Origin of the sequence: Streptomyces sp. NBC_00083 (assembly GCF_026343295.1) — a bacterium.
GTDB lineage: Bacteria > Actinomycetota > Actinomycetes > Streptomycetales > Streptomycetaceae > Streptomyces.
Window position 1 is genome coordinate 398,035 of the sequence record NZ_JAPELY010000005.1, and the last position, 15,594, is coordinate 413,628.

Below are 15,594 nucleotides of genomic sequence, written 5' to 3' on the forward strand. Positions count from 1 at the left end.
GCGATCACGTACGTCATGGACGGCTCCTAGGAATGGGGGCGCTCGTCGCCGGCCGTCGGATACCCGGCCCGCTTCCAGTACTCGAAGCCGCCGAGCATCTCCTTCACGCGGAAGCCGAGCGCGGTCAGCTTGGCGGCTGCGCGGGTGCCGCCGTTGCAGGCGGGGCCCCAGCCGTAGGTGACGTAGAGGGGCTCGGGGTCGAGGGACTTGGCCGTGGCGGAGCCGATGTCCTGGTGGGGCAGGCTGAGGGCGCCGCGGACGTGCTCGGCGGCGTACGCGCCGGGGCGCCGGACATCGAGGACGACCAGGCCCCGTACGCCCTCTTCGAGGTCGTGGTGGACGTCGAAGGGGTCGGTCTCGCACGCGAGGCGGACGTGCTGGAAGTACTCCTGGGCCCGCTCGGGCGCGGCCGGGGGGACTTCGAGGGTGCGGCCGGGCGCCTCGTAGCGGATCGGGCGGTAGTCGGCGAGGCGGCGGAAGTCGCGGTAGGCCGCCTCGTAGTCCCTTGACGAGACGAGGAAGGTGCCGCCGTTGGCGAGCAGCGAGTTGCTGGGCTCGATGCGCTCGCCGACCGCGACCGCCCACTCCATGTCGACGTCGCCCTCGAGCTCCGGCTCGACCAGCTCCCTGACGGTGCCGGCCGCCTTGGGCACGACGCCGTCGAAGCAGTAGACCTGCTCGCCGTCGTAGGGGTGGCTCTTGACGCCGGACTCGATCTCGAAGGCCAGGTTGATGAAGGCGATGCCGTAGTTGCGCTGCATCGCGGCGAGCCCGGCCATGCCCTTGAAGCGGGCGCCGACTTCGAGGAAGACGAGCTCGTCGTCGGCGGTGTGGAAGAGCTCCAGGTGGGAGCCGCCGTCGGGGCGGCCGAGCGCGTCGAGGGCCCGCTCCGCGAAGGCGACCATGCGGGCCACGCGCGGATCGGTGTCGATGAGGTTGATGTCGGCGTTGACCTTGCCGCCGGGCACTTCGAGGGAGTTGACGAGGTACTCGGTGACACCGCCGAAGACGGTGCGGCCCGCCTCGCTGACGATGTTGACGCTGTACATCGTCCCGTCGACGAACTCCTCGTACGCGTAGACCCGTCCGAGGTCCGCCGGCAGCGCGGTGAACTCGTCGCAGCCCTCGATCTTGAGGACGCCCTCGGAGGCGGCCGCGTCCACCGGCTTGAGGATGAAGGGGAGGCCGACCTCCGCGACGAGGTGCTTGAAGTAGGCCTCGGGCGAGGCGGTGAAGCGCGCGGTGTCGAAGGTGCCGAAGAGCGGCACGCGTACGCCCGCTTCGAGCAGGCGCTGCTTCATCAGGCACTTGTCGCGGAACGGCAGGATGTCGGCGGCCCCCGGCCCCCTGATGCCGAGCCGGGTGCGGATCTCGGCGGCGACGGTCATGTCCTGCTCGTCGTAGCAGTGCACGGTCAGCTCGTCGGTGGTCGCCGAGCCCGAGGCGATGAGGTCCTCGACCACGGCGAGCGACGCGTCCAGGTCGACGAGCGAGTACAGCATGGGGGTCGGGTCGGCGAGCCCGCACGGCACGACGTGGATCTCGTCGAACCAGCCGCGCTGCGCGGCGTCGAGGTTGTCCGCGTCGCGGTCCGCGAAGATGCCGATCAGGCGCACCTCGTCCGGGTTCACCAGCAGGTCGTGCCGGAAGACCCGGAAGCCGCGGGTGGAGATGATGACTGCGGTCTTCATGCGGCCGTGACCTCGTTCGGTGCGGGCTCGGACGCCGTGCCGCGGCGGCCGGTGAGCGGGTGCGGGGCGGACAGGTCGGACAGCTCGGAGAGCTCGGACAGCGCGTCGGCGAGCGTGTGCAGGCCCGCCGAGAGGTTGACCTGGCTGATGGTGAGCGGCGGAAGCAGCTTGAGCACCTCGTCGCGGCGGCCACAGGTCTCGATGACGAGGCCCTTCTCGAAGCAGCGCCGCGAGACGGCGGAGGCGTCGAGTGCGGGCGCGGTGCTGAGGTCGACGGCCTGCATCAGGCCGATGCCGCGCACGGTGGCCCCGTAGGGCTGGGCGACGTGCCGGTCGAGGAAGTCCGAGACCAGGTGCGCCCTGGTGCGGACCTGCTTCACGAAGGTGTCGTCGGACCAGTAGTGGCGCAGGGCCGCGGTCGCCGCGACGAAGGCGAGCTGGTGGCCGCGGAAGGTGCCGTTGTGCTGGCCGGGCTGCCAGATGTCGTACTCCGGCTTGATCAGCACGATGGCCATGGGCAGGCCGTAGCCGCCGATCGACTTGGAGAGGGTCACCAGGTCGGGGGTGATGCCCGCGCGCTCGAAGGAGAAGAAGTCGCCGGTGCGGCCGCAGCCCGCCTGGATGTCGTCGACGACGAGCAGGATGCCGTACTGGTCGCACAGCGCCCGCAGTTCGCGCAGGAACGCCGTCGGCGCCACCCACACGCCGCCCTCGCCCTGCACGGTCTCCAGGAGCACCGCGGCCGGTTTCTCCACGCCCGAGCTGGGGTCCTCCAGGTAGTGGCGCAGCAGCCCGATGCTGTCGAACTCGCCGAGCGGCGAGATCGGGTACGGGAGGTGGGTGACCTTGGGGAGGGTCGCCTCCAGGCCCTGGCGGTAGTAGCCGGAGCCGGTCGCGGCGAGCGCGCCGGTGCTGACGCCGTGGAAGCCGCCGCCGAACGCCACCACGTTGGTGCGGCCCGTGACCAGGCGCGCCACCTTCAGGGCCGCCTCCACCGCGTTGGTGCCCGACGGGCTCGTGAACTGGACCTTGTACTCCAGGCCGCGCGGTTCGAGGATGAGCTCGCGCAGCGCCCCGAGGAACGCCGACTTCGCGGAGGTGGCCAGGTCGAGGCCGTGCACCAGGCCGTCGTTCTGCAGGTAGGCGAGCAGCTCCTCCTTGATCGGGTCGGGGTTGTGGCCGTAGTTGAGGGTGCCCGCGCCGGACAGGAAGTCGATGTAGCGGGCGCCGTCCGCGGTGCGGAGCAGGTCGCCCTTGGCGCTGGTGAAGACGGCGGGGAAGGCACGCGAGTAGGACCGTACGGCCGACTCGTCGGTCTCGGGGAGGGCCGGGGGGGCGAGCGGGGGGTCGAGCGGGGTCGCGTGCGGAGCGGGCGCGTCGAGGGCCGGGGCCGGGAAGGCCGGGGCGGCGAGGGTCGGTGCGGACATGGGGGTTACCTCCCGGTGGGGACGACGGCGACGGCGGGTGCGAGGGGCTGCGGTGCCTGCCCCGGGGCGGCTTCCAGGACGGACCAGGCGGGTTCGGAGGACCGCTCGAGGGCGGCGCCGATGTCGGCGCGGTGGCGCATGCCGGGGAACGAGATGGCGCCGATGCGCCGGTAGGCCTGGGCCCGCGCCTCGGCGAGCGTGGTGCCGGAGCCGACGACGTGCAGGACGCGGCCGCCGCTGGTCACCGGCTGCCCTTCCGCCCCGGCCCGCAGGTTGGCGTAGAACAGCCGGGTCCGGTCGAGCGGGAACTGCGTCAGGCCGAGCACCTGCCCGCCGGTGGCGAAGGCGCCGAACGGCCAGCCGGGTGCGGCCCCGGGGTCGGCCGGGTCGAGGCAGCCCTGCGTGAGGGCGACGCTGCACCGCACCAGCGCGTCGGTGACGAGCAGGCTGTTGCCCAGGTCCTTGCGGAGCACCGCGCGGCACAGCTCGGTGAAGTCGCTGTGCACGCCCGGCAGGACGGCCTCCGCCTCGGAGTCGCCGAACCGGGTGTTGATCTCGATGACGCGCAGGCCCGCCGCGGTGAGCATCGCCCCGATGTAGACGAAGCCCGTGTAGGCGAGGCCCTCGTCCCGCAGGCCGGCCACGAGCGGCTCGACCAGGTCGCGGCGGAGCTGTTCGAGCAGGGCGGGCGAGGCCTGCGGGTGCGGGGCGATGGACCCCATGCCGTCGCAGTTCTTGCCGGCGTCGCCCTCCAGGGTCCGCTTGAAGTCGAGGGCGGTCGGGAAGAGCAGGTAGTCCTCGCCGTCGAGCAGGGCGAAGACGGAGATCTCCCGGCCGTACAGGCGCTCCTCGACGACGACTTGGAACCGCTCGCCCTGCGCGGCGGCGAAGGCGTCCACGGCCGCGGTGGCCTCGACGGCCGTGTCGCACACCACCGCCCCGTCGCCGTCCGGGGTCAGCCCGTCGGTCTTGACGACGCAGGCGTAGGGCAGCGCCCGTATGTACGCCTTGGCGGCGCCCGGGTCGGTGAACGCCCCGTACCGCGCGGTGGGCAGCCCGTGGTCCTCGCAGAAGCGCTTGCCGCGCTCCTTGCTCGCCTCCAGGCGGGCGGCCTGCGCGGAGGGGCCGATCACCTGGTGTCCGGCGGCGGCCAGGACATCGGCGTACCCCGCGGACAGGGCGTCGATGTTGGAGACGAAGACGAACTCCACGGGGTGCTCCGCGAGGAACGCCAGCGCGGTGTCCGGGTCGTCGAAGCGGATCCCCGGGACCGGCACGATGCGCCCGTGGCCGTCGAGGGCGTCGGTGCCGGGCCCGTAGTACACGGTCACGTCGGGGTCGGTACGGAGGAACAGGTCACAGATCGCGTGTCCGCGGCCCGTGCCGTCCACCACCAGGATGTGTGTCACAGCTGCTCCTTCGCGTCTTTCGCGATCCGGCCGTCGGGGGCGACATAGCCCGTGGCCACCGGCACGGACTGGGCCCAGGGGGTGGGGGCCACATCGGCGGGCAGACCCGTCAGGTCGTCACCGACCTGGCCCGCGGCCTGGAGGTGGTCGGCGAGCGAGCCCCACACCTCGGTGTAGCGCTCGGGCCTGTTGTCCTGGTCGTCGGCGCGGATCCAGGGCGAGTTGGCCCAGTCACAGGCCGGCATGACGTGGTGCAGGTCGTGCTGCACGGTGTCGCCGACCAGCACGAACATCCGGTACGAGGAGTGGACGACGAGCATCCGGAACGTCCACCTCCCCCAGGCGGACGCCTTCCGGACACCCGTCAGGGAGCGGTCCGGCACCGCCTCGCCGCAGAAGCGGCCGAAGGTGAGCAGGTCGCGCTGGTCGCGGGGGAGGCGGTCCTGGTTGCCGAAGAGCCACCAGCGGTGCTCGGTCATCGTGTACAGGAACGTGCAGCCCTGGAAGAAGACCGACGCGGGCACCAGCCAGAGCAGCAGCCACTCCGCCCACCAGCCGGTGAGCGCGATGAACGCGGCGGTCGCGGCGAGGTAGGACAGCGACATGCAGAGCCGGTAACGCGGCCGGACCCCGACGAAGTTGGAGGTGACCCGGTTGGCCAGGAACCGTGCGTGGTGGCGCGGCGAGAACAGCGCGGCCCACAGGTAGCGACGGAACTGCGAGCGGCTCATCCCCGGCCGCATCCCGGTCGACAGCAGGTAGCGGGTGTCGCCGTCCTTCATCGAGCACGGGTAGGCGTGGTGGAGCAGGTGCTCCTTGCGGTTGTCGTCGTACGGGGAGCGCCAGAACACCGTGGTGATCAACTCGCCGACCAGACGGTTGCTCCACGCCTTCTTGGTGAACATGCGGTGCAGCGTCTGGTGCACGACGACGACGTCGAGCCGGCGCATGCCGCCGCTGGTCAGCAGCCAGCCGAGCACCAGGAGCGGCGCCGACCAGGGGGTGAACGGGTGCAGCGCGAAGGCGCCGAGCGCGATGCCGAGGGCGATCTGTACGGTGCCGAGCAGGCCGGCCTTGGCGGGGCTCCACGGGATCAGCTGCCTGCCGCCCTTGAGCGGGACGCCGGTGATCCAGGTCAGATAGGGCTGTACGAAGGCGGGCAGCGCCCGCATGGACTCGCGGGGCTCACCGGCGATCAGGCGCTCGGCGCGCTCGGTGTCCGTCTCGCCGGCGGGTGGGGTCAGGGTCCGCTGTTCAGGCACCGACGCCTCCGAAGAGCACGTCGTTGGTCTCGTGGGTGATCTCGCGCCGCAGGTCCGCGCCGCTCGCCCACGTCATGTTGACGATCGTGCGGCTCGTCTCGCCGCGGATCGGGTAGACCCGGTGCATCGTGGTGTCGGTCTTCACGATGTAGGCGTCGCCGGCCTCGAAGGCGTACGAACGGACCTGGCTCTTCAGGAGCGCGCCGTGCACGTCCGGGTTCTCCTTGTCCCAGGAGGTGTGGGGCACGGCCTGCACGAAGCCGCCGTCGCGGTAGTCGGGGGCCTGGAGCACGAGGATGAAGCCGTAGGTGTAGTCGTCCCAGTGCCAGCCGTGGGTGTCGCCGTTCTTGCCGAGGCGGCTGATCACGTAGTGCTCGCCGGCGTAGGGGCAGGTGTGGACCTCCTCGCCGACCACCCGCGAGAGCAGGGACTTGACCGCGGGCGAGAAGTACGTGGCGTGGACGAGCGGGCCGTGCTCCTTGATGACGGGCTGGCCCACCGTCGTCATCTGGCGGGGCGTCCCGTCGGTGATGTCGAAGGCGAACTTACGGTCCACGCCGTGCTCGTCCATGATCCGGTACGTCTCCCGCTGGAGCGGACCGAGGAGCTCGGGCGGGCAGAACCCGCGCAGCGGGACGATGTGCTCGTCCTGGAAACCGGCCTGCAGGCCCGCGAGTTCGGTGCCGGTGAAACGCTCGGCGAAGTGCCGCTCGAAGAGCTGCTCGGGGGTGGCGGCGGGGGCCACGGCTGCGCCGGCCCCGGTGGTGACGGTCATACGGATCTCCTGTGACGTGCTGTGGACGACGGGCGGCGCGGCGCGAGGCGGGCCCGCGCGGCGGCCTGGTGCGGACGGCGCGGCGCGAACTACGCGCTCGCCGGGTCGAGTTGGGGGAAGCGCGGGGGTACGAGCCGGTTGTTGGGGTTGTCGCCGAGGGGGCGGCCGCCGAAGAGGGTGTCCCGACGGGCCGCCATCGCCTTCTCGTGCAGCTCCTCGGGGCGCTCAGCGGTGACGACGACCATGCCGACGACGTCGAGCTGGTCGGCGCGTCCGGACAGGGGCTCGCCCACGGCCTTGGTGAGCCGGCCGTACTCGGTGCCCGGCGGGAACGTCAGCTCCCGCATCTCGGTGGCGCCGGGCGGGGGCAGCAGCAGCATGTCGGCGCTGTAGCGCGGGGTCCGGCCGAGGAAGGCCAGGTCGGGACGGTGCCCGCGGGCGATGGCGACGAGCGGAGCGGCATAGGGGATGTCGTAGGCGTTGCCGATGCAGACGGCCATGGCGACGCCCGCCGTGCGGAGGTTGAAGTCGATCAGCTCGATGGGGCCGTCGTCCGGGACCATGACCTCCAGGTGCGTCGGCCCGTGGGTGATGCCGAGGGCCCGGTGGAACTCCGCGGCGCGGGCCTCGATCTCGGCCCTGCGCGGGTGTTCGTACGGGAAGACCACGCCCTGCTCGACGACGGCGTCCCGGGCCGAGAGGTAGCGGCCGGTGAGCCCCACCACGTGGATCTCGCCGCGGTCGACGAGCGACTCCACCGAGAGCAGCTCGCCCTCGGCGCGCTCCTCCAGGACGAAGGCGCCGTGCGCGAGGATGTACTCCTTCATCAGGGCGTTCACCACGGGCGCCGCCGCTGCCTGTCCGGCCGCCTCCCGCAGCTCGTCGAGCGAGGCGACGGTGAAGCACAGGGCGCTGCCGGTGCCGTTGGCGGGCTTGAGCACCCCGGGGCGGCCGAACTCCCAGGTGTCCCAGGTCAGCGCCTCGTCAAGGGAGACCGAACGCAGGGCGCTCAGGCCCGCCGCGTACAGGGTGCGACGCACCCAGTACTTGTCGAGGGCGCGGCCCACCGGGCCCGCGCCGCTGGTGGGGAGCCCGGCCCGCTCGCGCAGTTCGGCCTCGTGCCGCAGCGCCCCCTCGAAGGCGGCGTAGGTGCCGGCCACGTCGTGGCGGGCGAGGACGGCGTCGAGGACCGGGCGGACCGCGTCGTCGTCGGCCCAGGAGGCGACCGGGATCACCTCGTCGACGAGGCCGTCCGGCACGGCGAAGGGGCCCTGGTCCTGGAGCGGCCCCTGGTTGAGGGCGACGATCCGCAGTCCGCGCCGCTTCGCCTCCTGGGCGACGAGGACCATGTGGTTGAGCAATTCGAGCAGGACGAAGGTCTGTTGCGGCCGGGAATTGTCTGTCTGCGGCACGGTGGTGGTGTTCCTTCTCAAGAGACGCGGAGTTCTTCGGCGAGGGCGGGCGCGCTCGCGGAAAGGGAAGCGCTGCGTGCGAGGCGCGTGCGGTAGATCTCCCAGCCGACGACGAGCGCCACGATGAGGGCGATGTCGGCGAATACCGCGTTGTTGACGCCGAGGCCGTCCATGCCACGGGCGAAGACGAAGGCGAAGACCGCCATGAGGCTGTATCCGATGGCCGTCTGGACACCGACGACCGAGGAGATCTGGGAATCGGGCGTACGGGCGATCATGAGTTTGAACTGGTGCACCCAGATGACTTCTCCGCAGAGCACCATCAGCGAGAAGAGCGCCACGCAGAGGTAGATGTTCCCGTGCGCCGCCGGCATGGCCGCGTAACAGACGGTGCTCGCCGCGACGGCCGCCATGTTCACCGGCTTCTCCCGCGCGGGGGTGATGAATCCGCGGCGGTTGAAGAACTGGTACAGGAAGATGCCCGCCATGATGGCGATCGATTCGAAGGTGAAGAACAGCGCCGTGCCCGACTCGCCCCAGCGGAACCACACTTCGGGGATCACGGTGATCAGCGATTCGTAGGTCGCCTGGAACGCCGTCACGGAAAGGACGATGTAGAACACCGCCGAGGCGACGCTCTCCTCGCGGGCCATGAGGGCGAAGGCGCCCCGCGCACCGGAGAGGAGGCCGCCCTTGCCGTTGACCCGCGCGGCCCGCAGCGACTCGTCGAGCCGCCCCTGGTGGGGGCGGACGAAAGCCATCATGACCGCCGCGACCACGAAGGCCGACGCGTCGATCCACACCACGGCCGTGAGGCCGACGAACTTCAGGATGAACACGCCCACCGCGCCGGCGAGCGCCATGGCGAGCGGCAGGCTGGAATTGAAGACCGGTGAATACATGTCGGTCTCGCGCTCGTCGAAGAACTGCACCAGGGCCTTCACCCGGGCATTGCTGACGGCGCTCTTGATCAGTGATCTGACGAAGATGATGGCGACCGCGCCGGCGAAGGCGCCCGATCCCAGGAAGGCGAGGAAGAGCAGCGTCACCACGGCCGCCGCCGCGTTGAGCCGGATCAGCAGCGTCTTGGCGTTCTGCCGGTCGATGTACTGCGCGGCGAAAAGCCCGACGAAGAGATTGGCTATCCAGTCGGCGCCGAAAATGATCGCGGCGAGGGTCGCGCTCCCGCTCTCCATGAAGACGTAGGAGGCGTAGGAGATCATCAACAGCTTGGAGCCGAAGAGCGAGATGAACGAGGCCAGGAAACTGAGCAGAAAATTTCTGCGTATGTATACGCTCATGTCTGGTGTGGTCTTTCTGCCGGAATCGACTCCCCGCCTCCACGGACCGGCAGGGGTTGCGCCGTCGCGACTCGGGGCCGTGCATCACTCGTGCTTGCACCAGGAGTCTTCGGCAGGGTGTTTCCGATCACGTACCGAACCGGTACCCACTCGGCTCGAACGGCGCCTAATATCGCCTCAACATGGCCTCTGCCTGGGGTTTTTCAAGCTTTGACGGTGGTGCGCGATGACGGGGCCCGACGATCGGCCGGTGCGGTTCAACATCCTCGGCTCGCTGGAGGGATGGGCGAACGGCCACCGGGTGCGGCTGGGCGGCCCGATCCAGGAACGCGTCCTGACCGTGCTGCTCCTGGAAGCCAACCGCGTGGTGCCGGTGTACCGGCTCATCGAGGCCGCCTGGGAGGACGAACCGCCGGTCACCGCCGTGCAGCAGATCCGCAAGGCGGTCGCCGAGATCCGGCGCCGCGTCCCGGGCGGCCCGGGGTTCCTGCTCACCGAGGGCGCCGGCTATCTGGTGGTGGTCGCGGACGAGGACCTCGACCTCCAGGTGTTCCTGCGGGAGACCAAGCGGGCAGCGGACGCGGCGGCCGCGGGCCGGCTTCCCGAGGCGGTGGCCGGGCTGCGCACGGCGCTCGCCCTGTGGCGCGGCAGCATGATGTCGGGCGCGGGCGGGCCGGTCGTCGCCGCCGCGTCCGCCGCCCTGGACGAGCACCGCCTGGCGGCGACGGAGCAGCTCTTCGAGTTCCGCCTCGCCCTCGGCGAGGACAACGAACTCGTGGGCGACCTGCGCGAGGCCGTCGGCGCCCATCCGCTGCGGGAGCGGCTGCGCGGCCGGCTGATGCTCGCGCTCTACCGCTCGGGCCGCCAGGCGGAGGCGCTCGCCGAGTACGGCCGGATCAGGGACCGGCTCGCCGACGAGCTGGGCATCGACCCGGGCACGGAACTGTCACGGCTGCACGAGGGCATCCTGCGGGCCGACCCGGAGCTGGCCGCGCCCCCGCGCACCGCGCCCGTGCCCGCGTCCCGGGCGCCCGAACTCCCGGTCCCCGCACCGGCGTCCACCGCGCCGCGTAGCTCCGCCGCGGAGCTCTGCGCGCCCTGCACCCTGCCGTACGACCTGACGGACTTCACCGGCCGCGAGCGCGAGCTGGGCCGGCTGCTCGGTCTCGCGCGGCGCGAGGGCGGGGCGGGCGAACGCATCCGCATCGTCGGCATCGACGGGATGGGGGGCTCGGGCAAGACCACCCTGGCCGTGCACGCGGCACACCGGCTGTCCGAGGCGTTCCCGGACGGCCGCCTCTACGTCGACCTGCGCGGCTTCACCCCGGGTGAACGGCCGCTCCAGCCCGACTCGGTGGCCGGGCTGCTGCTCAAGGCGCTGGGCGGCCCGGACACCCGGGTCCCCGACGACGAGGAGGCCCGCTTCGCGCTGTGGCGCTCCGCGGTGGCGAACCGGCGGCTGCTGCTCATCCTCGACAACGCGGCCGACACCGCGCAGCTCAGGCCGCTGCTCTCGGCCATGCCGCACGGCTTCGTGGTGGTGACGGGCCGGGTCCGCCTGGTCGACCTCGACGGCGTCCAGTGGATCTCGCTCAGCAGCATGGCACCCGACGAGAGTTCGGCCCTGCTGGCCAAGACCCTGGGCGAGGAGCGCCTGGCGGCCGAGCCGAAGGCGGCAGCCGCCCTCGCCGAGCTGTGCGGCCACCTTCCGCTCGCGCTGCGCATCGCCACGGCCAAGCTGCGCAACCGGCCGCTGTGGACCCTTCAGTACCTGACCGGCCGGCTCCGGGACGAGTCCCGGCTCCTGAAGGAGCTGAGTTCCAGCGAACGCAGCGTCGCCACCAGCGTCCAGCTCTCCTACCAGGCGCTGGACCCCGACCACCAGCGGGCCTTCAGGATGCTCGGGCTGCACCCGGGCTCCGACGTCGACAGCCACACCGCCGCCGCCCTCATCGGGACCTCCGCCCCCGAGGCCGAGGAGAGCCTGGAGGCCCTGCTCGACGCGCATCTGCTGCGCCAGCAGGCGCTGGGCCGCTACACCTTCCACGACCTGGTCCGCAGTTTCGCCCGCGGCCTGTGGCAGGCGGGGACGGCTCCGGAGTCGGCCGCGCTGCTCGACCGGCTGCTCGACTACTACATCGCCGCCACCGACGGGGCGTGCGGCGTGCTGTTCCCCGGCTGGGTCGGCTACGCGGTCCCGCCCGTCGCCCCGCCCGCCGAACTCCCGCCGCTGGGCGACGACTCGCAGGCGGCCCGCTGGTTCGACGAGGAGCTCCCGGCCCTGCGCGCCGCGGTCGCCCTCGGCCACGAGCGGGGCCACCACCGCCAGGCGGCCTATCTCGCCCGCAACACGATGTTCCATCTGCATCAGCGCGGCGATGTGAAGGGGCTGCGGGAGACCGGGGAACTCAGCGTGGCCGCGGCCCGGGACGCCCAGGACCTGCACACCCTGCGGCTGAACCTGATCAACCTGTCCACGGTCCACTCGGCGGCCGGCGACTTCCGCAAGACGGCCGAGCTGTGCGAGGAGGGGCTGCGCATCGTCCGCTCCCAGGAGGACCGCCGCGGCGAGGGCTCCTTCCTGGACCAACTCGGCTGGGCCCACGGCTGTCTCGGCGACCTGCACGAGGGGCGCCGCTATCTGCAGCAGGCGGTCGAGACACAGCAGGCGGTCCAGGACCACCACCGCGAGGCGTTCGCCCTGTCCAACCTCAGCTCGCTGCACGCCTGGCTCGGCGCCACCGCGGACGCGGTGGCCGCCGCCCGGCAGGCCGCCCTGCTCCAGCAGCGGATCGGCGCCCACCAGCCGCAGACCGCCGCCCTCAACGATCTGGCCGTCGCGCATCTGGCCGCGGGCGACCCCGCGTCGGCGCGCCCGGTGCTCGACGAAGCGCTCCGGGTCGGCGAGAAGTCCTCGATGCCCCGCAACCTCGCCCTCACTCATGCCCTCATGGCCGACCTCTGCCAGCGCGAGGGGCGCGGAGAGCGGGCCCCGGCCCTCGCGGCACGCGCCCTCGACCTGGTGGCGCCGCTCGGCGCGCGGGCCTGGCAGTGCCAGATCGAGAACATCGCCGGGCTCGTCCACCGGCGGCGCGGCGAACACCGGCACGCCCTCGACCTGCACCAGAGCGCTTTCCGGCACGCCTCGGGCATCGAGTTCCGCATCGAGATCGCCCGCGCGCTCGACGGCATGGCGCAGGCCCTGCACGCGCTCGGCGACTACGTGGCGTCGGCGGAACAGCGCCGCCTCGCGGACGAGCACTTCGACGCCATGTCCGTACCGGAGGACTTTCGCCGGCGCTCCTGACATGACGGTGCCCCGCTCCCCCACAGGGGGGCGGGGCACCACACCGGCTCGTGCTCAGTTCAGCGGCCCCACAGCCATGCCGCCGCTGTCGGCCACGGACTGCCGCTCCCCGTGCGACCCGCCCGCGCCCTGCTGCGCCACCGTCCCCACTCCCAAGGCGAGCGCCAGCGCCAGTACCCCGACCAGGCCCGCCAACTTGTTCCGCATCGTTCCCCACCCCTGTTGTCTGCTGTACTGCCGTGCTGCTGTGCGGAATCGATCTTGCGGGATCGGCTTTCCGTACAGGATCCCCTCCGCTACCGCGTGGATACCGGCCCCGGCGCGCGCCGGTGCCACGGGACAGCCAAGGCTGGAAGCGGGCCCCAGCCCCCGGGGAGCGAGGCCGGCGGACGCGGATGGCAGTGCGGCCGATCACCAAGATGTCGTCGCACCACCGGTGGCCCGACGCCTTGCTAATCGTCCGCTGAAAGACCTGCACCCAGTACACATTTGATCGAGGGCCCGAGAACGGTGGTCGGCAATAAAGTGGATACCTTCGAGACAGGCTCATTCCGACCTGGCTGGGTCCGCCTCCTGCGTGGCCGGGCAGGAGGCGCCTGTCCCATGAAGAACACCGACGTGCTGCTGAAACGAGCGCACTGCCGAATTCAGAATGAGGAGGCTTTCCTCATCACGTCCTGATTCTTCTTCCGCGCCTGATCCAAAGCCGGCCGATTGGCCTCGATCTGCTGGTTCTGGATTTCCTTTTCGACAGCGAACCAGTCCTTGATCAATCCTGTCGAATCCTTACATTCGACGTCGGCGACAGCAGTTGCGATTTCTCCCGAAGAGATGGTTGCGCTACTCATGGAGCTGGCCAGCTCGGGGACACTGTGCGGGTTGTCGACGTGATATCCCCGCTTGGCCATACACGCCGACCAGGCCTTCAGCGAATTTATTACGCGCACGTCGTCTTGCGACTTCTTCAGGCTATCGGCATCGAATTGACTTGCCAATGATTCATCCAATGACGGGATTTTCGCTCGCGCTTCGCCGACGCATCCCCCCTTGGGAATTTCTGCCTTGTTCACGTCGGCGGGCGGCGAGGACATGGACGAATTCTCACCCATGAGGGCGTACAACTCTTCAGGGCTGACGTTATAGTGCGGCGATTCCTTCAGCGGCGCGGCGAGGTGGTAGCCATAGGAACGCGCCGACTTAAGATCGGAAATCCCGTACCGTCGCCCCAAATTCGCAGCATTTTTTCCTGGACCGGGGTCGGAAACCGGCGGAGGTGGATTGTAGGTGAAGCCCATCTTCGCCATACATGCCCGCTCGAGTACCAGTTGCGATCGCTCTACGGCGGCCTGGTCAGCGAAGGGAACCAAGTAACCTTCGAGCGGCAGCGTCAGGGAGGCGGTGAGCCCGCTGCGATCACTGGCGTAGGAGGGCTGCTTTCCGTAGGTTGCGTTCCGATTCGAGTCTTCGGTTCCGCTGCTACACGCCGTCATTGCATACCCGCATGCGAGTATTAATGGCAAGGCGGTCGCACGTCGAAGCGTATGGCGAAAATGGGAGTTCACGAACTAATACCCTTCCAGCTAAGCCGACTTAAAGCCGCCGCTGCGAAGCGTTTTGATTGTGCAGGGTGGAGTCCAGGTTTCCGCCCGAGTGTGCCGAAAAGTATTGCGAGTGGCCGGCGTATCCCGAGTTGAAGTAGACGCGATAAGCAGCACTGTCCTCATTGTCCACGGAGGCAGCATTGTTCTTCACGGCCACACCCTCACCGCTGGTGCCACCCACGATAGGGGTCATCTGCTTGCCGTCACTCGTGCTGTAGTAGCCAAACATGTAGCGGACGACCGAGGCGCCGTTGGGGCTGTAGCCCGAGTAGTCATTCAGGCTTGAATTGGAGACGAAGACCGCTCCTCCAGAATTCGAGTTGTAGAACAGACGGAAGCAACTGAAGTGATTTGAATAGCTGCACATGTCATTGACGTACGACGTCGCAGCCTGAGCGGTGGGTGCATTGACCGCAGTGACTCCGACTACCGAAATCGACGCGCACGCCAGGGCAGCAAACCGGCGACTTACCGACGTAATCTTCATGATCCCCATCCATCCCTACTGATCTACCGCCTTCAGCGGATCCCAAAAAACGGCGCGTAGCCTTCCTTGCACCGAAGCATTTAACTGCACCCGCCACCCGCTACACGGGATGGGCGGAACGGTTTAGCGGACGAAAATATACACCCTTTTACGCAACTTCTACGGACGCGTCACCAAATGGAGATATTAAGACATCTTTCATAATCCAAAAAGGATCCATTTCGAGTGAATTACGCCATTCCTCCTATCCATTATTAGGCACGCGAAAAATTTGGCATGTCGGATTTTTCTGCCTAAAACCTCATGGAGGCTCTCCGTTTCCCCCAGCACTCCGGGAAACCGCACGAACAGAAATCCCTGATGCCAACCAGCGCCGATCAACCCCCAAAACAGGACCATGTTGCCGACCAGCCATGACCCAGGCGAACATTGCCGCGCAGGCGGGGTCACCGCGGTGGACCGATCGGCCATACTCATCGGCGACGAGTCAGTCACCGTTAGTGGCCTCATCGGCAACGAGAAGCGCAGGTCCGACCCTCTCGTGTCGGTAGTCGTCCCGCGGGCAGTCCCGCCCAAGGCCTGGACTACCCGACGCAGGCACAGAACGCGAACACGGTAATTTCTCCCCGCAACTATTCCTCACCGCCGACCGATGTCTCGCAAATCGGCTCCGGCGGAATCGGGCATCACCAGCACGCCCTGGTCGCCGTCCTGCAACGTAAGAGCGAGATCGTCCTGCGCCGGGCCCCGGGCACCCGCGCCTCCGCACATCACCGACCAGCTTTTCGCGGAGGGGTTCAAGTCATTCGCCCGATCACCGTGACATGCGCGCCGGCCTTCGGGCTCGCCGCGGCCTCTTGGGCGACTTGTACCCGCCCTGGCGGGCGAGCCGCACCCGGCCTGCCGAGGCGCTACGGCCGAC

At 69.6% G+C, this 15,594-nt stretch carries 11 protein-coding genes; 1 reads left to right on the top strand and 10 read right to left on the bottom strand.

The window, feature by feature from the left end; translation table 11 throughout:
- Positions 1-26 precede the first annotated feature (26 nt).
- The 7 genes from OOJ98_RS34430 to OOJ98_RS34460 form a co-directional block, all read right to left on the bottom strand.
- Positions 27-1,691 carry a rhodanese-like domain-containing protein gene (locus OOJ98_RS34430; RefSeq protein ID WP_267059068.1) on the bottom strand — a complete coding sequence of 555 codons (1,665 nt, stop codon included), beginning with the start codon at positions 1,689-1,691 and terminating at the stop codon, positions 27-29.
- On the bottom strand, positions 1,688-3,118 hold the full coding sequence (gene ectB, locus OOJ98_RS34435; protein ID WP_267059069.1) for a diaminobutyrate--2-oxoglutarate transaminase: 1,431 nt from the start codon (positions 3,116-3,118) through the stop codon (positions 1,688-1,690). The genes OOJ98_RS34430 and ectB overlap by 4 nt, the downstream gene beginning before the upstream one ends.
- A gap of 5 nt (positions 3,119-3,123) precedes the next feature.
- Entirely contained in the window at positions 3,124-4,527 is a 1,404-nt protein-coding gene (gene purD, locus OOJ98_RS34440) for a phosphoribosylamine--glycine ligase (protein WP_267059071.1), read from the bottom strand.
- Entirely contained in the window at positions 4,524-5,789 is a 1,266-nt protein-coding gene (locus OOJ98_RS34445; protein ID WP_267059072.1) for a fatty acid desaturase, read from the bottom strand. The genes purD and OOJ98_RS34445 overlap by 4 nt, the downstream gene beginning before the upstream one ends.
- Positions 5,782-6,564 (bottom strand): ArpA protein, encoded by a 783-nt coding sequence (locus tag OOJ98_RS34450; RefSeq protein WP_267059073.1) that lies wholly within the window; start codon positions 6,562-6,564, stop codon positions 5,782-5,784. Before OOJ98_RS34450 ends, OOJ98_RS34445 begins: the two co-directional genes overlap by 8 nt.
- Before the next feature lie 89 nt (positions 6,565-6,653).
- Complete coding sequence (locus OOJ98_RS34455) at positions 6,654-7,976, bottom strand: acetyl-CoA carboxylase biotin carboxylase subunit family protein (protein ID WP_267059074.1); 1,323 nt, start codon at positions 7,974-7,976, stop codon at positions 6,654-6,656.
- A gap of 17 nt (positions 7,977-7,993) precedes the next feature.
- The gene (locus tag OOJ98_RS34460) at positions 7,994-9,277 is read right to left on the bottom strand and encodes an MFS transporter (protein WP_267059075.1); all 1,284 of its coding nucleotides are present in this window, start codon (positions 9,275-9,277) and stop codon (positions 7,994-7,996) included.
- 250 nt (positions 9,278-9,527) lie between these two features.
- On the opposite strand from OOJ98_RS34460, the gene OOJ98_RS34465 reads away from it, so the two are divergent.
- Positions 9,528-12,584 (top strand): BTAD domain-containing putative transcriptional regulator, encoded by a 3,057-nt coding sequence (locus OOJ98_RS34465; RefSeq protein WP_267059076.1) that lies wholly within the window; start codon positions 9,528-9,530, stop codon positions 12,582-12,584.
- A gap of 54 nt (positions 12,585-12,638) precedes the next feature.
- Here the strand turns inward: OOJ98_RS34465 and OOJ98_RS34470 are convergent, their stop codons facing one another.
- From OOJ98_RS34470 to OOJ98_RS34480, 3 genes are all read right to left on the bottom strand, one after another.
- Positions 12,639-12,791, bottom strand: a complete 153-nt coding sequence (locus OOJ98_RS34470) for a hypothetical protein (RefSeq protein ID WP_267059077.1) — start codon at positions 12,789-12,791, stop codon at positions 12,639-12,641.
- Positions 12,792-13,231: 440 nt separating this feature from the next.
- Positions 13,232-14,146 carry a hypothetical protein gene (locus OOJ98_RS34475; protein ID WP_267059078.1) on the bottom strand — a complete coding sequence of 305 codons (915 nt, stop codon included), beginning with the start codon at positions 14,144-14,146 and terminating at the stop codon, positions 13,232-13,234.
- Positions 14,147-14,174: 28 nt separating this feature from the next.
- Positions 14,175-14,672, bottom strand: coding sequence for a hypothetical protein (locus OOJ98_RS34480; RefSeq protein ID WP_267059080.1), 498 nt, complete (start codon positions 14,670-14,672; stop codon positions 14,175-14,177).
- Positions 14,673-15,594: the final 922 nt, after the last annotated feature.

What these genes read in the sequence shown, in the direction of transcription:
- OOJ98_RS34430 (WP_267059068.1), bottom strand. Translation starts at nt 1,691, where the DNA reads ATGAAGACCGCAGTCATCATCTCCACCCGCGGCTTCCGGGTCTTCCGG.
- ectB (WP_267059069.1), bottom strand. Translation starts at nt 3,118, where the DNA reads ATGTCCGCACCGACCCTCGCCGCCCCGGCCTTCCCGGCCCCGGCCCTC.
- OOJ98_RS34450 (WP_267059073.1), bottom strand. Translation starts at nt 6,564, where the DNA reads ATGACCGTCACCACCGGGGCCGGCGCAGCCGTGGCCCCCGCCGCCACC.
- OOJ98_RS34460 (WP_267059075.1), bottom strand. Translation starts at nt 9,277, where the DNA reads ATGAGCGTATACATACGCAGAAATTTTCTGCTCAGTTTCCTGGCCTCG.
- OOJ98_RS34470 (WP_267059077.1), bottom strand. Translation starts at nt 12,791, where the DNA reads ATGCGGAACAAGTTGGCGGGCCTGGTCGGGGTACTGGCGCTGGCGCTC.
- OOJ98_RS34480 (WP_267059080.1), bottom strand. Translation starts at nt 14,672, where the DNA reads ATGAAGATTACGTCGGTAAGTCGCCGGTTTGCTGCCCTGGCGTGCGCG.